The organism is Ferdinandcohnia salidurans (assembly GCF_042680725.1).
GTDB lineage: Bacteria > Bacillota > Bacilli > Bacillales > Bacillaceae_L > Ferdinandcohnia > Ferdinandcohnia salidurans.
Map to the genome: position 1 here is coordinate 72,954 of NZ_JBHUEK010000008.1, position 22,755 is coordinate 95,708.

Consider the following 22,755-nt stretch of genomic DNA (forward strand, 5'->3'; position numbering starts at 1 on the left):
CAGAGAAAAAGAGGGAAGGTTAAAATTCCTGAACGTACAAGCCTTCCTCTTCATGCCATTCCGCATAAAGTAAATCCTTATATGTGGCTACCCCCTGACTTTTCAATTCCGAATGTAGCCAGTCTTCCGTAAATCCACTTTCCTTCAGATTTTCTTGAATTAAGATGCCATCACTTACTAATGTAATAGGGAGACGAACCTTTTGTTCCGCCATATTATAATCTTGGCGCGTAGGTGGTTCATATTTAGACTTCTTGAGGACGCTAATTGAGCCATCTGTTTCTAAAATCGCATACTCGGCCTCTCTAATTGAAAAAACATCCTTCGCCCGAAGAAGATGCTGTAATTGGTTGATATCAAGTTTGTTTTTCTTTAAATGTTCTTTAATAATTTTTCCTTGATGAATAATAATTGTTGGCTTTCCCTCAAGAAATGGCCTGGTCCTTCGAATTTTCTGTGTTATTAATTCAATTACATAAATTAATACTCCCCATACAATAATGGAAGAAAATATTTGCAATACGCCAATTTTTTGATCATATACGGCATTTCCAACTAATTCACCAAGTACTAATGCAGAGATAAAATCAAAAGGTGTAATTTGCGTAATTTGTGTTTTACCTAATATTTTTGTAAGAACGAGTAATCCTAACAGACCAACCACTAAATCAAATGAAATTTTTAAAAATTCCAAGTTGCTCACCTCTCTATGGTAGAGTGAACAGGTTTACCCTTTTTTATCCATGAAAAAAGGATGTCATAAAAGACATCCTTATATTTCTTTAACCATTGTGACATGCGGTATACCAGCAACCATAAATAGACCTGATACGGTTTCATAACCTAGCTTTTTATAGAAGTTTTCTGCATGTGTTTGCGCATTAAGCTTTAATTTTGAAATGCCTCGTTCTTTTGCAATGTCCTCCATCTTAAGCATAATCAAATTTCCTGCTCCTTTTTTACGGTGTGAAGCGAGAACACAAATGCGTTCTACTTTGCCGTATTCGTCAAGCACACGAAAACGTCCAGCTCCTACAGGTTCATTGTGATCATAAAGGACAACATGTGTAGCTTCATCTTCAAATTGATCAATCTCTTCTTCAAGAGGTACCTTTTGTTCATCGACGAAAACCACTTTTCTAATCGTATATGCATCGTCTCTTTCTTTGTTGTTCGTTACAATTTTTGCTTCCATGGTGTAATTAAATTTCCTTTCCTAAACGAAATGTTTCATAAACGGTCCAAGAACCATTTTCTAACTGATAGAGGAGGTGGATACGGTCAATTTGCTCTTCGTGCTCCATTTTTAACATACGTAATTGGCCATACACATCTGAATGTTCATCGCTGGATAGCTTTTGCCCAATTGTAATATGTGGAACAAACGCATATTCAGGTTCTCCTGCAAAATAACCAGAGTGAAGTGCATTATGTAGTTTTTGTAATTGTTCATTAGGATCTACTTTTAAATAAATTACATTGTTTACTGGGGAAAAAGAACTTACCTTTAATACAGTTAATGTAAATGGATTTACCTGTTTGGTAACCGCTGCTAATTCCCTTGTAATATCCACAATTTCATTATCGGATGCCTCGAATGCATTTTTTACCGTGATATGTGGTGGAATCAATGCATAATGCGGGTCATAACGTTTACGATATGAATTTGCGATGTCTTGCAGACTTTTGGATGGGAAGATAACAATGCCATATTTCATTTGTATTGCCCTCCTATAGTATAAAATTTCAAAACGTAAAGTACCTAATGTTGTATTACGAAAAATGATAACATAATTATAACAAATATTTGAAAATGATAGAATAAAAAACAGTTAATTGAGCATTTTTGAAAGGGCCCTTGGTAAGTCAGGTTGCCAAAACTTCCACGTATGGTTACCGTTGAATTCTTCATAAAAACATGGATAACCTTTGCTCGCGATGAGTTCGTTTAGTTTTCGGTTTGGCGTTAAAAAATCCTCAATATCACCTTTTGTTGTTTTTACTTCGGTTTCACCTGTCCCGATTATATGATATAGGTCAATGAGATGAGGGTCTGCAAAACGTTCAACCTCCAACAGAACATGATCATTTACAAGGGGAGATTGCATGATCACCTTTCCAAAAGTATGAGGGTATTCAAGTGCTGTCAGTAGTGATATAGTCGCTGCCAGTGAATCCCCAATTAATGCTCGTCCTTGCCCCATCTGATAGGTTGGGAACTCCTGATCAAGAAATGGTACTAACTCTTCCCCTAAGAAACGCTTATACAAATGATGCTGCTCCCCATCTGGGTGATATTTCTTACGTCGGTCTGCAACGCTTTTATAAGGAACACCAACAATTATGGTATTGCTTATTTCACCTGTTTCAATCAGCTTATCCGCAACTCTCGCAACCCTGCCAAGATTAAAATAATCGCGCCCATCCTGAGCGATGAGAACATTATATTTATAGAGAGGGGAAAAGGTGGCAGGCAAATAAACGATAAGCTCAAGTTCTTCATTTAAAAGCTTACTATGTATAGTCATTTCCCTAACAGTGCTTTTATTAATCGTCATCTTTTTAAACCTCCAAACAATCGATTAAGTTAATCTGCATCATTATTATAACGCTTGAAAAATAGGAAAGCGACAGGAAAAACTTCCTGTCGCTTTCGGTACATATTACGCATTAAGCAGCTGCTTCATCCATATGTTTCTTTTCAGATTCTGCAACATATACAGCACACGCTGCATCACCTGTTATATTAATAGCTGTACGTGTCATATCAAGTAATCGATCAATACCAATAATTAAACCGATACCTTCTGGTGGTAGACCAACTTGATTTAGAACCATGGCAAGCATGATTAAACCAACACCAGGAACACCAGCGGTACCTACACTTGCAAGCACAGCTGTTAGGATAACCATAATAATTTGAGTAAAAGTTAGATCAAATCCGTATACCTGTGCAATGAAGATGGTGGCAACACCTTGCATAATAGCTGTACCGTCCATATTGATAGTCGCACCTAATGGTTGAACAAAGCTACTAATTGGTTCAGGAACCTTTAGATTTTTTTGTGCAGTATCCATAGATACAGGAAGAGTGGCACTACTACTTGATGTACTAAAAGCAACCGTCATCGCAGGTGCAAAACCTTTGAAAAACTCAATGGGGTTTCGTTTTGCCAATACTGCAATCGTACCACCATAAGTAATGGCTGCGTGAACAAGTAAAGCGGCAAGTACAATTAAGAAGTAAGCAAGCATTGCTTTAATTGCAGCATACCCTTGGCCACCAATAGCAGTCGCTATTAAGCCGAACGTACCATATGGAGCCGTCTTCATTACAAGATTAACAAGATACATTAACACTTCATTTGCTTGTTCAAATAAATTTACAATACCCTTCGTTTTTTCGCCTAACACGGTTAGAGCAAAACCTATAAAAATAGCAAATGCAATAATTTGAAGCATATTTCCATCAGTCATTGACGTAAATGGATTTGTTGGGATAATTCCAATTAGTGTTTCCATAAATGGAGGAGCTTCAGTTGCCCCTTCATAAGTAGCCCCTTGCGTATCAAAGGCTCCACCAGCGCCAGGCTTAAAGATGGAAGCAAGAGCGATCGCAATTGTAATCGCTATCGTTGTTGTTGCTAAAAAATAAGTTATCGTTTTAGCACCAATTCTTCCAAGCTTCTTTGGATCACCAAGGCCTGTAACTCCTAGAGTAATAGAAACTAAGACAATTGGAACAACAAGCATTTTAATTAAATTCAAGAAAATTTGACCAAGTGGAACGAAAATCCAAGTATTCGCAATTTCAAAAATGGAAGGTGACGTTACGTTTAAGATAAGACCTACAAGTGCACCAAGACCTAAACCTAATAAAATCTTTTTAGTTAATGACATAAAAAACCTCCTCTAAGATGTATTCGAGTGTGAATTTGGGCAGCAAAAGGGTGGTGTGTAATGCGGTGAATAGCATTTTTTGGAGACACAAAAAACCACGAGAGTGTGGCTCGTGGCTTTATCGATAAATTTGCGCAACAATGCTCTCTCCAAATGCTTACGAGGTTAGCTGTCGGATTCGGATGAAGAGTATCTCCTACCTTTATAAAAAAGGATTCACCCCGTGTGCCCTTTTGCACGTTTATGGTTCCCCCGTTTCCCAAAAATGGGAATTCAGCGACTATTAAATTGTACTTTGCCTTGATATTATATTTATACAAATAAAATGAATGTATGTCAATAATAACATATATTTACGTTTTTTACGATGTTAATATTTTCATAACAAAAAGGTGACCATCAAATACCATCAAACCTCAGAAAAATAGTAACCCTTATAAAATTTACTAGAATTTAATTGACAAACGCTCGAAACGAATGTATATTATGAATTATTCATATAGTGATTCCGTAGCTCAGCTGGGAGAGCACTACCTTGACAGGGTAGGGGTCGGAGGTTCGAGCCCTCTCGGAATCATCACGAAGCACTTGAGATTACTTAAGTGCTATTTTTTTTTGCTTTTTTTCTGGTTTTGGGGGATAGTATAATAATTTTCTTGCTTTTTGGAGAAATTATCCTTGGTAGGTCTAGACTAGGAGGTCGGTTGATTACATGGAGGATAAATCCAAAATTCGTTTAACTGCAGCGGAGATGGCGAGCTTATGGACACAATACATAAATGATACGTTATCTGTATGTGTAAACTCATATTTTTTAGAGAAAGTAGAAGATGAGGAAGTTCGCCCAATTATTGACATGACGTTGAAAGCCTCTAAAGAAAATATTGCGATCGCACGTAATATCTTTGAAAAGGAGGACTTTCCAATCCCGCTAGGATTTACAGAGCAGGATGTAAATGTGAAAGCTCCAAGACTTTTTTCTGATACTTTCGTATTAATGTATTTAAGACAAATGTCCATTCTCGGAATGGCAGGTAGTAGTGGGGCACTTGGCCTTGCGACACGTCCAGATGTAGTTGCTTTTCATAAACGTATATTAAATTTAGGGGTTGAGTTGCAAGACCAAACACGTGAATTGATGTTAAAACAAGGGACTTATGTACGACCTCCTTATATTTCTATTCCTGACAAGGTAGATTTTGTAGAGAAACAGCATTTTCTGGCTGGATTCATGGGAAAAAAGAGAGCCCTAACTTCAGTCGAAATTAGTCATTTATTTTTAAATGTGCAAACCAATGCGATTGGCAAGGTATTAATGACAGGATTTGCACAGATCACGGAAGGTAAGGATGTAAAACAATTTTTAATAAGAGGAAAGAAACTTTCTCAAAAATATATAGAGCTATTTAGTAACTTTCTAATCAAAGAGGATCTTCCTACTCCTATGAGCTGGGATTCAGCTGTAACTGACAGTAAAGTGAGTGTTTTCTCTGACAAACTTATTATGTTTCATGTATCAGCAATGATTGCAGCGGGTATTGGGAATTTTGGAATGGCCATGGCTGCTAGCCCTAGGAGAGATGTAGGTTTAAAATATGCCTCATTAATTCCAGAAATCTCATTGTATGCTGAGGATGGGGCCAATATTATGATTAAACATGGGTGGTTGGAGGAGCCTCCACAAACAGATGACAGAGAACAACTGATAAAAAATAAGGCCGAAAGGTAAAAAGACAAAGGGAATTTTTTTCCCTTTGTCTTTTTTAGAGTGTGTCCGATTTATAAGATTAAGCTGACTTTTTCGCAGTTTCCTTCATTTCTTTACGCTTCTTAGCGTATTCAGCAGTTGCTGTGAAAAGTACGTCCGATGATGAGTTAAGGGCAGTTTCACAAGAATCTTGTAGGACCCCAATAATGAAACCAACAGCAACGACTTGCATGGCAACATCGTTTGGAATTCCGAATAGGCTTGATGCTAAAGGAATTAGTAAAAGTGATCCGCCAGCCACACCTGATGCACCTGCTGCTGAAACAGCGGATAATACGCTAAGAATAAGTGCTGTTGCAAAATCAATTTCAATGCCAAGTGTATGAACTGCTGCAAGCGTGAGAACAGAAATCGTTACTGCCGCACCAGCCATGTTAACCGTAGCACCTAATGGAATTGAAATTGAATAAGTGTCTTTATTTAGTCCAAGTTTTTCGCAAAGATTCATGTTAACCGGAATATTTGCAGCTGAGCTACGAGTAAAGAATGCAGTAATTCCACTTTCTCTTAGGCTTCGAAAAACGATTGGATATGGATTTTGGCGAATATAGATATAAACAATTAATGGATTCACAACAAGTGCAATAAAGAACATACAGCCAAGTAGAAGGGCTAAGATTTTTCCATATTCCATTAATGCAGAAAGTCCGTTTGTTACAAATGCATCGAACACTAGGCCCATAATTCCAATTGGAGCTAAGCTGATTACCCATTTTACAACTGTTGAAATAGCATCAGAAACATTTGAAATCAAGGTCTTTGTTGTGTCGTTTGCACTTTTTAATGCAAATCCAAAAACAACCGCCCAAGCAAGAATTCCGATGTAGTTGGCATTCATTAGGGCATTAATCGGATTATCAACAATGTTAAATAGTAATGTTTGAAGAACCTCTAAAACACCACTTGGAGGTGAAAGGTCTTCTGCACCCGATACAAGTGACAATTTGACTGGAAAGATAAAACTTGCTAATACCGCTACGAATCCAGCTAAGAATGTACTAATTGCATATAAGCCGATAATCGATTTGATATTTGTTTGGGTTCCACTTCTGTGTTTAGAGATGGCGTCAATAACTAAGAATAAGACCAATACCGGTGCAACGGCTTTTAGTGCACCTACAAATAATGAACCAAAAATGCTAACCCATTTTGCTCCTTCTGGTACGACTAAAGCTAAAAGGATACCAACGATAATACCGCCAAATATACGTTTAACCAGGCTAATCTGATTCCATTTGTAAAAGATTTCTTTCATATTCTTTCCCCCTTTTCATGGTTGTCCACTTTATTATTTTATGAAATTAATATTATAAGAATAATATAATATTTGTTAGTTTAACACGAAAATTGTCAATTGTGTATAAAATTTAAAAGCTGGAAATGAATTTATTTGGTGAAAAATTTGGTAGTTGTAAAATACAGAACTCTTTGACAGACAGGGGAATCTGTCGAAAGTATAGGCATTATTTTATCATAGATAACAAGATTTTTAACAACTAAATGTATGTAAAACGTCTATCACTTATTCACAAGTATTTCGGTATACTAAAATAATAGTTTCGAAATACTTTTTCGTTTAACGAACTTAATGTAAAAAACTAAAAAACGACAAATCCACGATAGGAATTAGTCGTTTTTTCTTTAACATATTTTTTGAATTAAATTTGGTGAGTTATTGCGTGGTGAGTTAACTAAAGACGAAACCTCATATGCCTCCATGTTGTCAGCAGCCAATGGTTTAAGTAGATGTTTAACCTTTGATACATCCTTTAGAGTAGGGTCAAGCCATGCTCGTTCGTCCTCTTTATTTAAAATAACTGGCATACGGTCGTGAATATCCTTCATTAGTTCATTTGGGGTGGTGGTGATGATGGAACAAGAAAATAAGGAATTCCCTTCCGGAGATTTCCAACGTTCCCAGATTCCCGCCATTGCAAATAGATCATTCGATTTTAATTTAATTCGCATCGGTGTTTTTGTTTTGTTGGGCCCTTTTTTCCATTCATAAAAGCTATCTGCAATAATCAGACAGCGTCTATGTTTGAAGGCATGTCTGAAACTAGGTTTTTCAGCCAATGTTTCAGCGCGTGCATTGATCATTTTATATCCGATTTTTTCATCCTTTGCCCATGAAGGTACGAAGCCCCAGCGTAAATATCCTAAGCGATTTTGTGTACCGTCATTAATTACTGAAAGGACCGAATGGGAAGGGGCGATGTTATAGCTTTGTTGAAATAAATCTTGTTCCATTGCAGCTTCAATATCAAAACGATTAAGAATGTCATCGTACTCTGCAAAAAGAGTAAATCGACCACACATTGTGGATCACCTCATTTTTTATGATATAGGTGGATTTTTGGATGTTGGTAACTTGATAAGAAAAGAGGTACCTTTCCCTACTGTACTCTCAACATAGATTGACCCTTTTAGTTGCTCAATAATTTGAAAACAAATGGTAAGCCCTACACCGGTTCCTTTATCTTTTGTTGAATAAAAAGGTGTACCAATTTTTGAAAGCTGTTCTTTCGTCATACCAGGACCATTGTCCGTGATTTTCACAATAATGTCTTGTTCTTTTGCAAAGGCATTTATTTGCAATAAGCCGTCATTTCCAATTGCTTCTATTGCATTTTTAATAATATTTATCAAGACTTGCTTGATTTCATCCTTATTCCCGTTAATGTATAGCGAGTCTTCAATGAAGGTTTCAACCTCAATGCTTTGAATATTTGTATAGGATGTCATAAGTTCAACCGTTTTTGATAGTTCCTCGCTGATGTTTACTAATTGAGTATTACTATTATTTGGCTTAGCAAGTGATAAATAATCATTAATAATCGATTGTGCACGATTTAACTCAGAAAGAGTGATGTCGATATAATTTCGCTGTTTATCAGTAATATTATCATCCCGACTTATTAACTGTAAAAATCCATTTACCGTCGTTAGTGGATTACGTACCTCATGGGCAACGGAGGCCGCTAGTTGACTAACCACATTCATTTTTTCAGAACGTCTTAGCTCCCGTTGTAAGAGGATTTGTTGCTTTAAATTTTCAATAATTAGAACTACGAGTAAAAGGGTAATCCACGTAACTATTGAAAAAAGGATCATAATGAGTAGTTGATCAATTTGATTATACTTTACTATGACGATCGCTCTTGTAATAACGATAAAACTATAAATGATTGAAAGAACTATGAGCTTCTTATTTAATAGAAGAGAATGATATTTTTTTAAAAGAAAGTAAAATATGAATATAATAATGGCATAATTGACAATCGAGAAGAAAACCTTAGAATCTCCGAGTAGAAGTAAATAACCGAGCATAATCAAAATAACAGCAATCCCCTGAAAAAATCCAGTATAAAGTAGTGCGACAAATATAGGGATAATCCTAAAATCATAAGCAAACCCATTCGCATATGTGACAGGGAAAGTGATGGTTAAAAGAAGCATAATGATAATCATTCCAAGAAGTTTATTTGGGTGAAGCTTCGGAGAAGAATGATTATCCTGAATAGTGAGTAAATAATATATAAGAATAGGAAAAAGAACGATAAGTACATGGTACAGAACATGTCCAATATGCTCTAACAACTTTTGTGCCACCTCCTTCTTGTTTTAATTTTTTGAATACTGTCTTTTGTTAGACATTCGACATATTCACCGATAATCCTTCTATATTACTTGCATACTAGAACATATTTTGACAAAATGAAATATGCTATTTAACCCAATTATAATTCTTTTTTTCTTAATATGGGTATGATACAACTAAACATATCTTTAATATTGGAGGCTCATTATGTTTAAAAAATTATTTGGAAGTAAAGATAAAAAAGTTGAGGAAGTGTTAGTGGCTCCTGCAAATGGAAAAATTCTTGCCTTAGAAGAGGTGCCAGATCCAGTCTTTTCTCAAAAAATGATGGGCGATGGACTTGCGATTGAACCGTCTGAAGGAAAAATTGTTTCGCCTGTGAAAGGTGAAATTATTCAGGTCTTCCCGACAAAACACGCAATTGGAATTAAAACGGAAATAGGTTTGGAACTTCTTATACATATAGGCCTTGAAACAGTGAACATGAAGGGCGAGGGCTTCACTACACATGTAAAAGAAGGAGATAAAGTTGAGGTTGGAACTGAGCTTGTATCCTTTGACTTAGATTTAATAAAAGAGAAGGCAGCGAGTACAATTACACCAATTGTCATCACTAATTTTGATGCAGTTGAAACGTTTGAGATTATTGGAAGTGGCCAGGCAACAGCGGGTTCAACAGAACTTGCAAAAGTGAAGAAAAAGTAAGCTCGCGGTCCTATCTGGGACCGTTTTTTTATTTATAGTACTTATAGTGTATTTGAACATGTTTTTACATATAAATTAAAACGGAGCATAGGATTTTAATGAATTAACTAAGACTATGAAAGCCACTCACTGTGGCAACGTCAATGTGGCGTACATCGTGCGGGTCGAGAAAAATGAGTCTTTTGCCCTATTTATTAAAAGAGGATTTTTACCAATTTTCTAGAAACAGTATATAAGTAGTCAATGAGAGGGTATGAAAGATGGAGATAGGAAGCAGAATACGTTTCTTTAGAATTCAAAACAATATGACACAAGAAGAATTGGCACATGAGATTATCTCAATTTCTTATCTTTCAAAAATTGAAAATAACCAAACCTCTGCAAGCTTAGAGGTACTTGAATTATTATGTGAACGATTAGGAATCAAGCTGATTGAAAGTGAAGAATATGCCCAATTAAAGGAGCTTTATGATTGGTACCACCTAATGGTTTCTCGAAAAAGGGAGCAGGCGGTTTCATTTTATGATTCTTATGAGTGCAAGAATACAAATGATTCACGGGTTGCCATTTTCTTCGTTCTTTTTGAACTTAGGTATCTCATTTTTACAAACCAATTAGACGAGGCTGAACAACATATCAAGAAAATTGACTTATATAAAGATATTTTTGAAATCCGCATGAACTATTTTTACGAAAAATTTGTTGGTCAGTTTTATTATTTGAGAAGCCAGTTTTCTGTTGCAATGGAGCATTTTAAAGTTGCAGAGGAGATCTTAACGAGCAGTGTCCACTTTGAAAGCTGGGAAACGGCTGATTTGTATTATTATAAGGGGCTAAATAATAACCGGATGGGGAAATTAGCCTTAAGTATCGTGTATATACAGAAGGCGTTGGCAATCTATCAATCTCTTTACGATTTAAAAAGGAGTGCTGAATGTCAAATTTTATTAGGGATTTGTTATGAAAAAATTAACGAATTCGAAATGGCGGAAGAGAATTATTTGTTAGCAACAAAGGTAGCAGAAGGGATAAAAGACCCGTCATTACTAGGTTTGATTTATCATAACCAAGGTGTCCTTTATTCAAAATTAGGTAAATCCAATAAAGCCATTAAGCAATTTATAAATAGCCTTGAGCATAAAGAAGAACATATGGTCATTGGGCGTTTACGGTCGATTCACGGTTTAATTGAAGAAAATTATAAAATAGGTGACCATGAGGGATGCAAAAAATGGCTTGAAGAAGGGTTTGCTTTAGTTGAGAATCACCAGGGTTATCCTGAATTCAAGATTCATTTTATCTATTATGACTATTTGCTGAATAAATCTGATAATTTAACGAGATTTATTGAAAAGGATGCATTGCCATATTTTGAGGGCATTGAACATCATCTTCACGTAGCCTTTTATGCAGAGGAACTTGGAAAAATCTATCAAGAAAATCATAAATATAAGCTAGCAAGCTATTATTTTTCAAAGGTAATTTCATCTTTGAAAAAACATAGTCATATAAATCAATAAAGGGAGATGATTAAGAGATGAAAAAACTAATGCTACTATTCATGCTTGGACTTGTGACAATCGCAGGTTATCAGTTAAATGAAGGTGTTGCATGGGTGGACAATGACTACCCAGATTCGCAAGAAGTACAGGTATAATGTAGAAAGCAGCCCGATAAAATCAGGGCTGCTTTCTTTATTTCTATAGAAAATTATGATAATCGGTTTGGTTGTTTTTTACTTCATCGACTTGATTTTGAATGCTACGGGAGTCGGTAGAACGTTTCTTTTTGGAAATAAGGTCTGCGACAAAACCAACAAGGAGTAACCCTCCAAAAAAGACTAACATCCAGCCCCATAATGGCATCTTCTCACCCCCATATAGTAGCGTATGAAAAAAGTATATAAGCGATGAGGGATATACACGAATCGTAATCTGTTTTTAAAATAAAAAAAGCAACGTTCATAAACGTTACTCTTTTGGAACATATTTAAAGATTTCATGTGATTCAAAGCTATCTACTAACCGGTTAAGCCAAAAATAATATTCTAACGCATTATTCAACTTCGCGATATCGTTTTCTGCTTCTACTTTAACTTCTTTGCTAATTTGTTCGTCCTCTAAGAGTTCCTTCAGATCAGCTAAAGATTTCTGAATGGCACTTACATTCATGGAAATGCCACTCCTCCATTTTATCGTAAAAAAGTCAATAAAGGTTTGATACCAATCTTCTTCAACCTCATAAAGGTCTTTTCGAGTCCCTTTTTTCCATACCTTATCGACCATTTTCAAATCCACTAAGTTACGTACGGAAGTACTCATACTCGTTTTACTCATGCCCAGCTCTTGTTTCATATCATCCAGCGTCATCGGCTCGTCTTGAAAATACATAAGACCCCAAAGCCTTCCAACTGAAGGTGTTACTCCATATAAATTCATATTTTGAGCAATCGCATCAATCACACGTTCTCGGGCTTTTTCTAGCTTGTCTATGCCTTGCAAATAGATTCACATCCTACATCAAAGGTTTGATATATATAGACTACTCATTTGGACATTGAATGTAAAGGGGAGGTGCTGAAAGGAATATGGAGGATATTGGAGGAATTCTATGCATTCGGAATGTGAAGTACGTACAGTTTTTACTTTACAAACTTTACGGTTGCATATCACGTAATATCAGCTTTGAGTATTTTGGAAATCATTACTACAATTAAAAGGTCAATGTGACTATTGCTTTCTACACAGGATACAGTAGTTTATGTGAATATCATAAAGGGCGGTTTGTATTAGGCAAGTTTTCAGCAAGAAAAAATTGAGGTGACAGAATGGAAAGTGAGAAACAAGCAAAAATAAAGGTTTCTAGCGTAACAAAAATTTTTGGGCGATCGTCTAAAAAAGCTATTCAACTTTTAAAAGAAGGAAAAACAAAACAAGAAATACTAAAAAGCACTGGATCAACTGTCGGTGTAAATCAAGCAAGTTTTGAGGTATATCCCGGAGAAATTTTTGTGATTATGGGTTTGTCTGGAAGTGGGAAATCTACATTAGTTCGTCTTTTAAATAGATTAATAGAACCAACTTCTGGTCAAGTTTTAATTGATGGAAAAGACGTCGTATCCATGAATAAAGAAGAAATTCGAGAAGTTCGTAGGAAAAAAATGAGCATGGTGTTTCAACGCTTCGCATTATTCCCACATAAAACGGTTCTTCAGAATACGGAATACGGACTAGAAATTCAAGGTGTAGCAAAGCAAGAACGTTCACAAAAAGCGTTCGAAGCGCTTAAATTAGTCGGTCTAGAAGGCTATGAAAATCAATATCCTGACCAACTTAGTGGTGGGATGCAGCAGCGTGTTGGACTTGCAAGAGCGCTCGCAAATGACCCGGATATTTTATTAATGGACGAAGCATTTAGTGCCCTAGATCCATTAATTCGTAAAGATATGCAGGATGAATTGATTGAGTTACAAGGAACTATGGAAAAAACAATTGTCTTTATTACACATGACCTTGACGAAGCCTTAAGAATCGGTGACCGTATCGCACTAATGAAGGACGGAAACATCGTACAAATCGGTACCCCTGAAGAAATACTTATGAATCCATCTAATGAATATGTAGAAAGATTTGTTGAGGATGTTGATTTATCGAAGGTACTTACTGCTGGCCATATTGTCAAACGAGCGGAAACCGTTCAGGTTGATAAGGGAGCAAGGCTTGCGCTTAAAATCATGAAGGATAATGGTTTATCGACTGTTTATGTTGTTGACAAGCAGAAAAGACTCGTTGGTGCAGTTAGCGCAGTAGAAGCTTCAAAAGCGGTCGAGCAAAATTTAACATTGGCCGATGTCATGGAAACAAATCTTAAAACGGTTGATACAAGTACATTACTTGTTGATTTATTCGATGATGTTTCACAAGCTATTATTCCAGTGGCCGTAGTTGATGAACAAAATCGACTTAAGGGGATTGTCATTCGAGGTGCCGTGATAGGCGCACTTGCTGGTAATGACACATATATTAATGACTTTGGGGCTGAACAACTCCCTCCAAGTGATGAAAGGGAGGCTTTATAATGGAAGGTTTATTACCAAAGCTGCCAATAGCAGATTGGATTGATATATTTGTAGACTGGTTAGTCTCAAACTTCGAATTTTTATTTGAAGGGATTGCAGTAGGACTTGAAGGATTTGTAGAAGGAATTGTTGCAGGATTAGGCTTTATTCCTTCTATTCTATTAACTCTTATCTTGGGCGTTGTAGCCTGGAAAATTTGTAATTGGAAAATTGCACTTTTTACATTAATTGGTTTATTTTTAATCGATAACCTAGGATACTGGGACAATATGCTTCAAACAATTGCCCTTGTATTAACATCTGTCGGGATATCAGTCATTCTTGGAATACCACTAGGAATATGGGCCTCACAAAGTAAAACTGTGGGAAGTATCGTGATTCCGATATTAGATTTTATGCAAACAATGCCTGCATTTGTTTATTTATTACCGGCAATCTTCTTCTTCAATATCGGAGTTGTACCTGGTGTTGTGGCGTCAGTTATCTTTGCAATGCCACCAACGATTCGACTAACGATACTTGGAATAACCCAAGTGCCACAGGATTTAATCGAGGCGACTGAAGCGTTTGGATCTACAACAAAACAAAGATTAGTAAAAGTTCAAATTCCACTAGCTATGCCAACAATTATGGCAGGTATTAACCAAAGTATCATGCTTGCTTTGTCCATGGTTGTAATTGCCTCAATGGTAGGTGCACCAGGATTAGGAGCAGATGTATATCGAGCTGTTACACAGCTGCAAACAGGAACTGGTTTTGAAGCTGGTCTAGCGATTGTTATTGTGGCAATCATCTTAGACCGGATTACTCAAAATATAGGAAAAACTAAACAAGGGGGAACTGCTTAATGTTAAAAAAAGTAGTCAAAGCATCATTAGCAATTGGATTTACTCTAGGACTTGCTGCATGTGGTGGCAATTCTGATGAGGCAGGAACGACATCTTCTTCTTCAGCATCTGTAGGAGAAAGTGTAGATTATGAGATTGTTGGAATCGATCCAGGTGCAGGAATCATGAAGGCAACTGCTTCGGCGATTGAAGAATACGGTCTAGAGGACTGGACTTTAGTAGAAGGTTCTGGTGCAGCGATGACAGCATCACTTAAAAAGGCGTATGACAAAGAAGAACCTATTATCATCACTGGTTGGACGCCACACTGGAAATTCTCAGCTTTCGATCTTAAATATCTTGATGATCCTAAAGGAGTATATGGTGGAGAAGAAAACATCCATACGATTGCACGAAATGGGTTAAAAGAAGATCTACCAGCTGTTTATACGTTATTAGACCAATTCAATTGGACTTCAGATGATATGGGAAGTGTAATGGTAGATATTAATGATGGAACAAAACCAGAAGAAGCCGCTGCAAAATGGATTGAAGAGAATCCAGATAAAGTTGCAGAGTGGACTGAAGGTGTAGAAGAAGGAAATGGCGAAGAAGTAAAATTAGCCTACGTTGCGTGGGATAGTGAAATCGCTAGTACCAATATTGTGGCTAAAGTTTTAACAGATTTAGGCTATAAAGTGAAAATGAGCCAAGTAGAAGCTGGTCCAATGTGGACTGGTGTAGCTGATGGATCTGTTGATGCACACGTTGCTGGATGGTTACCTGTAACTCATGCTGATTATGTAGAGAAATATGATGGTCAGTTTGAAGATTTAGGTTCAAACCTTGAAGGCACAAAAATCGGTTTAGTTGTACCAGCTTACATGGATATTGACTCAATCGAAGACTTAAAAGAATAAGTGTCATTAAAGTAAAGATAAGTTAAAAAGAAACTGTACATTCTATAAAGGGTGTACAGTTTTTTTCTATTTAATGGGTATAATGTCAATGATGTTGTACTTTTTCCGAAATGAGGTACTTATTTATGAACATAAGCAAATTTTCGATAAAACGACCTATATTTACGTTGGTGACAATGTTTTTGGTGATTATTCTAGGGTTCGTTTCCTTAATGAATATCCCACTTAAATTAATCCCAGAAATCAATCCACCTGTAGGTGTGGTAGTTGCCAATTATTTTGGTGCAAGTCCGAATGAAGTTTCTGAAAAAGTGACAAAACCGCTTGAACAAAGTTTGTCAACCTTGCCCGGCTTAAAAACCATGTCCTCCACTTCTCAGGAGGGGGCAGCACTAATCTTACTGCAGTTTTCATGGACAACCTCCATTGATGATATTGAAAATGACATTCTAAGTAGGATTAACCAAACACAAATTACCGATGATGCAGAGGCGCCTCGGTTTCTAAAATTCGATCCTTCTCAGTTTCCGATTATTCAATTGTCCCTTAGCATGGAAGGGGATGAAAAAGGACTCCAAGAGCTTGCAGAAGGTTTAACAACAGAGCTCAATAAAGTTGAAGGTGTTGCAAATGTTAATCTGTCAGGTGTTGTAACAAAAGAAATAAAAGTTGAACTTGATCAAGAACAGTTAGAAGAGTACGCTCTGACTCAAGCTGATTTAGTAAACATTCTCAGAGCAAATTCCGTCTCATTACCTGGAAATACAATTGAATCTGAAGGCAGAGAACTTACAACAAGAGTCATTAGTTCATTGGGGTCTGTCCAGGACCTAGAGGAACTTTCCATAACAATTGACCCACTGCTTGGTGAAAAAGTCGTTCTTGGAGACCTTGCTGAGGTTAAAATTGTGCCCGAATCACAGCAAACCATCACTCGAGCCAATATGCAGCCGGCGATGTTAGTCAGTGTCCTCCAAGAATCAGACGCAAATACAGCGCAGGTATCAAAAGCCTTCCAAACAGAACTAGAAAAGAAGCTTTCTCAGGACAAATATAAAAATGTCCAGGCAGAAGTCCTGTTTGATCAAGGGGATTATGTCAAAATCGCAATTGGAAATATTACAAGTACTTTGCTGTTAGGCGGACTGTTTGCGATGATTGTCCTCTTTTTCTTCCTGAGAAGTGTAAAGAGTCCACTCATTATCGGGATTGCCATTCCATATTCCGTCATTGTGACCTTTGTGCTTATGTATTTTTCAGATTTCTCGTTAAATATTCTTACGTTAGGTGGATTAGCACTTGGTATTGGGATGCTCGTTGATAATTCAATCGTCGTCATCGAAAATATCTATCGTCATTTATCAATGGGGAAAGAACCAAAACAAGCTGCCGCAGATGGAACAAAGGAAATTGGAACGGCAATTATAGCATCGACTTTAACGACAGTAGCAGTCTTTTTACCAGTTGTTTTTATTACTGGTTTAATCGGGGAATTGTTTACTGAATTTGCTGTCACGATTGCGTTTAGTTTATTTGCATCTCTCGTGGTGGCACTAACAGTTGTTCCAATGCTAGCCAGTCGATTTTTAAAGAAACCGAATGAAAACCTTGAGAAAAAACGTCAATCATCAAGGGGCATGCGTTTTTTAGAAAATGCCACGAGATGGTCACTGGGACATCGTTTCATTGTGCTTTTGCTCACGATTGTATTATTTGCGGCCAGTATATTCGGGTTGTTTAGAGTCGGAACGGAATTCATACCAAAAAGTGATGAAGGCTTTTTTACAATTAATTTAAAACTTGAAAATGGAACGCCACTAGACGAAACACAAAAAATAGTAGGTGACATTGAAAATATATTAGAAAAAGAGGCAGACGTTGATGTATTTGTAAGCCTGATAGGCTCTACCCAGGAGAAAAGTTTCAGGGGTGGAGGAAGTTCAAATGAAGCAGAAATTTATGTGAAAATGGTTGGGTTCGAGGAACGTGAGCGCTCCACATTTGAGTTTGTTGACGAGAAAAAATCGAAAATTGAGACTCCAGTTATCGAACTTCATCCAGAGGCAAAAGTAAGATTTAATTTACAGTCCTCATCAGGTTCAACTCCGAACACTTTGCAGTTTCATGTTAAAGATACAGATAAAAACAGGCTGAATGAAGCTGTTTCAAGGCTCACAGAAGCGCTGATGGATTTGAAAGATGTAACAGAGGTTTCAACAGATGTTTCGAAAACAATTGAGGAACTTCAAATTTCGATTGATAAAGAAAAAGCGTTTGAGGAAGGGCTTGCGCCTGTACAAATCGCCTCAACGGTAAACGATGTTACAAGAGGAACGAGAGCGTTCCAGCTAACAGATGAAGACAACCAAATTTATCCGGTTACTGTAAGCTATGATCGAGATTTTACAAACAACATCGAGGGTTTAGGGAACCTACTTTTAAAAACACAAGCAAATTCTTTTGTGCCTTTAAAAGAAGTGGCAGATATTGAAATTGGCGAGGGGCCGCTAACTGTACGGAGAATTGATCAGCAACATGCCGTACAATTTACGTTGAAATACGTCACGACAACGAATCTTGGTGCGATTTCGAAAAAGGTGGATGAAGTAGTAGCAGACCTTGAACTTTCTGATGAAACAGACATCGTCTACAGTGGTGATAAGGAGCTGTTAGAATCCTCAATAGATCAAATGGTCCTTGCATTTGTGCTTGCACTTACGTTGATTTATATCGTAATGGCAGCACAGTTTGAATCTTTAAAATATCCGTTTGTTATTATGTTTACGGTTCCGTTAATGGTCATCGGGGTTGCAATTGGCCTTTATCTCACAAACACTCCAATCGGAATCACAGCCATCATCGGAATTATCGTGCTAGCGGGTATTGTGGTGAACAACGCAATCGTGATTGTTGATTATATTAATAAGAAGAAAGAGGACGGAATGAGTTCACATGAAGCCATTGTTGTCGCGGTAAAAGATCGAACACGACCGGTGATGATGACAGCAACCACAACTATTTTGGGGCTTTTGCCACTGGCATTTGGTATCGGTGAAGGCTCTGAAATCAACCAACCGATGGGAATTACCGTCATTGGAGGTTTGATCAGCAGTACATTGTTAACTTTATTTATCATTCCAATTGTGTATAGCTTGTTTGACAAGGAAACGAGGAGGAGAGCTAGAGGGGAATAGGGGGAGTTAGGGTAAGGATTGGAAAGGTGCAGGGGTATTGTGTTGATATGAATGGAGAGTTGGGTAATACTGGAAAAAGTGGTGGGATAAGAGGTAGATATGAATAGGGTTTTGGGTAATGTTGGAAAAAGTTGTGGCTTAAGTGGTTGATATGGTGGGAGTGTTGGGTAATATTGGAAAAGGTGATAGCATAAGTGGTAGATAATTTTGGACTTTTGGATAATTAAGGAAAATTCGAAATTAAATGAGTTTTATGAAGGACATTTCAAGCAAAAATCATAGCCAAAATGTCCTTCATAAGCCCGATGAAGAACATATCAAGCAAAAATCACAACCCGAATGTCCTTCATAAGCCCGATGAAGAACATATCAATCAAAAATCACAACCCGGATGTCCTTCATAAGCCCGATGAAGAACATTTCCAGCAAAAATCACAACCCGAATGTCCTTCATAAGCCCGATGAAGAACATATCAATCAAAAATCACAACCCGGATGTCCTTCATAAGCCCGATGAAGAACATTCCCAGCCAAAATCACGACTCGAATGTCCTTCATAAGCCCAAAAACCAGATGCAGCCCATCCACATCCAATCCAACCACATCGCCTGCACTAGCTTTGCCTCAAAAACTCCAGCACAGGCTCAAATGGCTGTTTCTCTTTCGCATCAAAATAATGCGCAAAGGGGCAGCCTTTATCATTGATTCTCTCAATGATAGTCTCCAACGGAAAGTCTTCAATCGACAATTCATCCGTGATCTCTTCCCAATAAAGTGGGGTGGCAACATAGGCTCCATCATTCCCGCGGACCGAGTAGGGGGCTACAATCGTTTTTCCCTCAGCATGTTGCACGTAATCTACATACATGCGGTTTCCCCGATTCTTTTTCAATCTCTCCGTAGTAAACAGATCAGGCTCCATGGTTACTAAATAATTGGCAATAAACTCTGTAAATTGTCTCGTATCGTCATACGTGAACCTGTTTTCCGGCAGGGGGATATAAATTTGCAAACCCTTATTTCCGGACGTTTTTACAAATGATATTAGTTTTAGTCCGTCAAACACTTCTTTTAGTATGGTCGCGGCTCTTTTAGCGAGTGGAAAAGCAGCGCGGGACGGTGGATCCAAATCAAACACAATCTCAGATGGTCCTTTTGAATGAATCGTTTGAAACGGGATATGAAACTCGAAACTCAGTTGATTTCCTAACCAAGAAAGGGTCTTTAAATCATTGCACACAATATATTCGATCCCATCAGACATTGAGGTCTGGATAAACTCAGGTGCATACTCCGGGCAGTTTTTTTGATAAAAGGACTCACCATACATCCCATGTGGATAACGAATCACGGTCAACAAACGCTCCTTTAAAAAAGGGAGCATATAAGGTGAAACCTCAACCAAATATTGAATATAATCGAGTTTTGTTATCGATTTATCCTTCCAAAGTGGCTTGTCAGGATGAGTAATCTCAATTTCTTTAGGTAGAAGCGGGGCATTATTACTTAGCTTTTCCCATGTGCAATCCTGCCAATCTACATCAAACCGGAACTGTGAGAAGCTAGGCTGTCGTAATTGCTCTTTATACAATTCTAGATAAAAAAGTTCAACACAAATACCAGGGTCAACTTTTATAAAACTAGCTGTTTCATCTGTAGAGTTAGTTTGTATAACTTGAAGGAGTGCTTGTCTTTCATCTGGAGAGAGACCATGTGAAAACAAGCCTGCTTCATAGATTTGTTTATTTCTTATAACACCGACATGAAAAAAGGAATTCTTTTTATCGTAGCCGAGAATAAAAAACACACCAGCTTGCCAATTTTTTATTTTATACCAGTTAGTGGTGCGCTTACCTTCTTCCCAGGTGCTATCTACTTTTTTAGCAATAATCCCTTCAGCTATATGTTCAGTAGCATTCTTCCAAATCACATCGAGATCTTCCTCGTATTTAATTAATTGGATGAGTTGGTCACTATTTGGATTAATGATGTGGAAGAGATTGGCTTTACTAAAAAGTTTATAGAGTTCATCTTTCCTAACCTGAAATGGATCGGCTTTGAGATTTTGACCGCCATGCTCTAACAAATCAAAAACCAAATAATGAGCAGGCTTAGAAGTAGATGCTTGTGTTATTTTATCGGTGCTCCTTAATCGCCCTCGTTGCTGAATGTATTCAAAGCTAGCTTTATAAGGTGACTCTAAGATACATAGTTCTCCATCAAAAATGAGTGGCAGGTAGGGAATCATTGCATCCGAAAGATCTTCACATTGCTTAATAATCTCCGGAAACTGTTCATTTAAGAGGTTTCCGTTCCTACTGATCAGCTGGATCCGATCTTTTTCCCAATGTAGCATCGCGCGGAAACCATCATATTTAATTTCATATACCCAGTTTTGGCCAGTAGGGGCTTCGAAAATAAGGGTTGGAAGCATTGGTTTCAGCATCTTACCACTCCTTTTTTAAGGGGAGAGCTCCTCATTAGGAGCTCTTATCAGGTACCAACTTTTTTACGAGTTGTTCTCGTTTTTGGTTTGACTGAAGTCGTTTTATCCGTTCCTGTTGGCGCTTCAGGTTTTGTTTTTGCCTTTGTAGTTCCCGTTGCCTTTGCTGTGCCTTTTGGCGCTGCTGCTTTTTTAGGTGCAGCTGTTTCCTTCGATTTTGTTCGTTCGATACTAGCCTGTAAGGCACTCATTAAGTCCACCACATTTGTCCTTGGTGCTTCTTTAGAGGTTGTCCCCTCATTATTATTAATTTTCGATTCGATGAGCTCCATGAGAGCAGTGCGGTATTCATCTTTATACTTTTCAGGATTAAATTCTGTTGTTAGTTGGTCAATCAGCATGATGGCAGTATCAAGTTCTTTTTCGTTTAGATCCACATTTTCTGGGACACCTGGTACCTCGCCTACATTGCGAACTTCGTCAGGATAGTGAATCGTTTCCATGACTAGGCTGTTCTTATAAACTCGGATGATGGCCATTTGTTGTTTGGAACGTATTGTAATTTCTGCAATTCCGATTTTGCCTGATTTTTGGAGAGCCTCACGAAGTAGTGCATAGGCTTTGCTTCCATTTTCACCAGGTCCCATAAAGTAAGAACGGCTAAAATAAATGGGATCAATTTCTTCAAGCTTCACAAAATCAATGATTTCTACACTTTTATCCTCGTGCTCATCCTTTAGTTCTTTCAGTTCTTCATCGTTCAAGATGACGAATTTTCCTTTTACATATTCGTACCCTTTAACAATGTCATCATTTCCTATGTCTTTTTCACAATTCGGGCAGGTTTTTTCATATTGAATGGGGGTATTGCATTCTTTATGAAGATTTCTAAGCTTGATATCCTTGTCTTCGGTTGCCGAGAAAAGCTTTATTGGAATATTGACGAGACCAAAGCTAATTGAGCCCTTCCACATCGTATGCATATGATTTCCTACTTTCTTTTTTACTACTATTGTTTCCTTTAAATGGGGAAGGAATGTTGGTAATAATACCCTCAAATTAATTCGCAAAATATATTTGATAAAAAAGTATTATTTACCCCCTCAAAAATAATACCGAAGACGTAAACTGTAAATGAGTCAAACATTACAAAAACAGAAGCAGATGTAACGGAAAAGAAATATATGTTACAGAGCTTGTCACCATTTCAATAAAAGAATAGTCTTTCGTATTAGTTCTTTTGTAATATTTTTAGTTAGGGCATTCCAATGTGAAAAATTGTTATTGAATCTCACTTCAGTCTCTTGCTACTATTAACA

Annotated in this window: 19 protein-coding genes, 1 tRNA gene and 1 riboswitch; of the genes, 8 read left to right on the forward strand and 12 right to left on the reverse strand. The window is 37.3% G+C overall.

Going from position 1 to position 22,755, the window contains the following annotated elements:
- Nucleotides 1-19 precede the first annotated feature (19 nt).
- From ACFSFW_RS06270 to ACFSFW_RS06290, 5 genes are all read right to left on the reverse strand, one after another.
- On the reverse strand, nt 20-694 hold the full coding sequence (locus tag ACFSFW_RS06270; RefSeq protein WP_304212907.1) for a DUF421 domain-containing protein: 675 nt from the start codon (nt 692-694) through the stop codon (nt 20-22).
- Nucleotides 695-772: 78 nt separating this feature from the next.
- Complete coding sequence (locus ACFSFW_RS06275; protein WP_388036208.1) at nt 773-1,195, reverse strand: GNAT family N-acetyltransferase; 423 nt, start codon at nt 1,193-1,195, stop codon at nt 773-775.
- 7 nt (nt 1,196-1,202) lie between these two features.
- Nucleotides 1,203-1,718: a YjcG family protein gene (locus tag ACFSFW_RS06280; RefSeq protein ID WP_388036211.1), complete on the reverse strand. Its 516-nt coding sequence runs from the start codon at nt 1,716-1,718 to the stop codon at nt 1,203-1,205.
- Between the two features lie 114 nt (nt 1,719-1,832).
- Nucleotides 1,833-2,558: an alpha/beta hydrolase gene (locus ACFSFW_RS06285; RefSeq protein ID WP_388036214.1), complete on the reverse strand. Its 726-nt coding sequence runs from the start codon at nt 2,556-2,558 to the stop codon at nt 1,833-1,835.
- A 112-nt stretch (nt 2,559-2,670) separates the two neighbouring features.
- Nucleotides 2,671-3,900 carry a dicarboxylate/amino acid:cation symporter gene (locus ACFSFW_RS06290; RefSeq protein ID WP_388036217.1) on the reverse strand — a complete coding sequence of 410 codons (1,230 nt, stop codon included), beginning with the start codon at nt 3,898-3,900 and terminating at the stop codon, nt 2,671-2,673.
- A 138-nt stretch (nt 3,901-4,038) separates the two neighbouring features.
- Nucleotides 4,039-4,189, reverse strand: a riboswitch (cyclic di-AMP (ydaO/yuaA leader).
- A gap of 215 nt (nt 4,190-4,404) precedes the next feature.
- On the opposite strand from ACFSFW_RS06290, the gene ACFSFW_RS06295 reads away from it, so the two are divergent.
- Nucleotides 4,405-4,477 (forward strand) — tRNA-Val (locus tag ACFSFW_RS06295).
- Between the two features lie 135 nt (nt 4,478-4,612).
- On the forward strand, nt 4,613-5,629 hold the full coding sequence (locus ACFSFW_RS06300) for a DUF3231 family protein (RefSeq protein ID WP_388036220.1): 1,017 nt from the start codon (nt 4,613-4,615) through the stop codon (nt 5,627-5,629).
- A 58-nt stretch (nt 5,630-5,687) separates the two neighbouring features.
- Here ACFSFW_RS06300 and sstT read toward each other — a convergent pair whose 3' ends face one another.
- The 3 genes from sstT to ACFSFW_RS06315 all read right to left on the reverse strand — a co-directional run bounded on the left by sstT (nt 5,688) and on the right by ACFSFW_RS06315 (nt 9,268).
- Nucleotides 5,688-6,923: a serine/threonine transporter SstT gene (gene sstT / locus ACFSFW_RS06305; RefSeq protein ID WP_388036222.1), complete on the reverse strand. Its 1,236-nt coding sequence runs from the start codon at nt 6,921-6,923 to the stop codon at nt 5,688-5,690.
- A 386-nt stretch (nt 6,924-7,309) separates the two neighbouring features.
- Nucleotides 7,310-7,987: an SOS response-associated peptidase gene (locus ACFSFW_RS06310; RefSeq protein ID WP_304212887.1), complete on the reverse strand. Its 678-nt coding sequence runs from the start codon at nt 7,985-7,987 to the stop codon at nt 7,310-7,312.
- A gap of 18 nt (nt 7,988-8,005) precedes the next feature.
- Nucleotides 8,006-9,268, reverse strand: coding sequence for an ATP-binding protein (locus tag ACFSFW_RS06315; RefSeq protein ID WP_388036226.1), 1,263 nt, complete (start codon nt 9,266-9,268; stop codon nt 8,006-8,008).
- Between the two features lie 208 nt (nt 9,269-9,476).
- Here ACFSFW_RS06315 and ACFSFW_RS06320 point away from each other — a divergent pair, with 208 nt between their 5' ends.
- Nucleotides 9,477-9,974 carry a PTS sugar transporter subunit IIA gene (locus ACFSFW_RS06320; protein ID WP_304212882.1) on the forward strand — a complete coding sequence of 166 codons (498 nt, stop codon included), beginning with the start codon at nt 9,477-9,479 and terminating at the stop codon, nt 9,972-9,974.
- Nucleotides 9,975-10,234: 260 nt separating this feature from the next.
- Nucleotides 10,235-11,494, forward strand: coding sequence for a tetratricopeptide repeat protein (locus ACFSFW_RS06325; RefSeq protein WP_388036229.1), 1,260 nt, complete (start codon nt 10,235-10,237; stop codon nt 11,492-11,494).
- Nucleotides 11,495-11,674: 180 nt separating this feature from the next.
- On the opposite strand, the gene ACFSFW_RS06330 is transcribed toward ACFSFW_RS06325, so the two are convergent.
- Complete coding sequence (locus ACFSFW_RS06330; protein WP_180271521.1) at nt 11,675-11,839, reverse strand: hypothetical protein; 165 nt, start codon at nt 11,837-11,839, stop codon at nt 11,675-11,677.
- 105 nt (nt 11,840-11,944) lie between these two features.
- Nucleotides 11,945-12,475 carry a choline uptake/conversion transcriptional regulator CudC gene (cudC, locus tag ACFSFW_RS06335; protein ID WP_304212873.1) on the reverse strand — a complete coding sequence of 177 codons (531 nt, stop codon included), beginning with the start codon at nt 12,473-12,475 and terminating at the stop codon, nt 11,945-11,947.
- Between the two features lie 326 nt (nt 12,476-12,801).
- On the opposite strand from cudC, the gene proV reads away from it, so the two are divergent.
- The 4 genes from proV (at nt 12,802) to ACFSFW_RS06355 (ending at nt 18,993) form a co-directional block, all read left to right on the forward strand.
- Nucleotides 12,802-14,052, forward strand: coding sequence for a glycine betaine/L-proline ABC transporter ATP-binding protein ProV (gene proV / locus ACFSFW_RS06340; RefSeq protein WP_388036233.1), 1,251 nt, complete (start codon nt 12,802-12,804; stop codon nt 14,050-14,052).
- Nucleotides 14,052-14,900, forward strand: coding sequence for an ABC transporter permease (locus tag ACFSFW_RS06345; RefSeq protein ID WP_388036236.1), 849 nt, complete (start codon nt 14,052-14,054; stop codon nt 14,898-14,900). Before proV ends, ACFSFW_RS06345 begins: the two co-directional genes overlap by 1 nt.
- Nucleotides 14,900-15,799, forward strand: a complete 900-nt coding sequence (locus tag ACFSFW_RS06350; RefSeq protein ID WP_388036239.1) for a glycine betaine ABC transporter substrate-binding protein — start codon at nt 14,900-14,902, stop codon at nt 15,797-15,799. Before ACFSFW_RS06345 ends, ACFSFW_RS06350 begins: the two co-directional genes overlap by 1 nt.
- A 125-nt stretch (nt 15,800-15,924) precedes the next feature.
- Nucleotides 15,925-18,993, forward strand: coding sequence for an efflux RND transporter permease subunit (locus ACFSFW_RS06355; protein ID WP_388036242.1), 3,069 nt, complete (start codon nt 15,925-15,927; stop codon nt 18,991-18,993).
- 613 nt (nt 18,994-19,606) lie between these two features.
- On the opposite strand, the gene ACFSFW_RS06360 is transcribed toward ACFSFW_RS06355, so the two are convergent.
- Both ACFSFW_RS06360 and ku read right to left on the reverse strand, forming a co-directional pair.
- Complete coding sequence (locus tag ACFSFW_RS06360; protein WP_304212859.1) at nt 19,607-21,439, reverse strand: DNA ligase D; 1,833 nt, start codon at nt 21,437-21,439, stop codon at nt 19,607-19,609.
- Between the two features lie 47 nt (nt 21,440-21,486).
- On the reverse strand, nt 21,487-22,419 hold the full coding sequence (gene ku, locus ACFSFW_RS06365; RefSeq protein WP_388036246.1) for a non-homologous end joining protein Ku: 933 nt from the start codon (nt 22,417-22,419) through the stop codon (nt 21,487-21,489).
- Between the last annotated feature and the right edge of the window lie 336 nt (nt 22,420-22,755).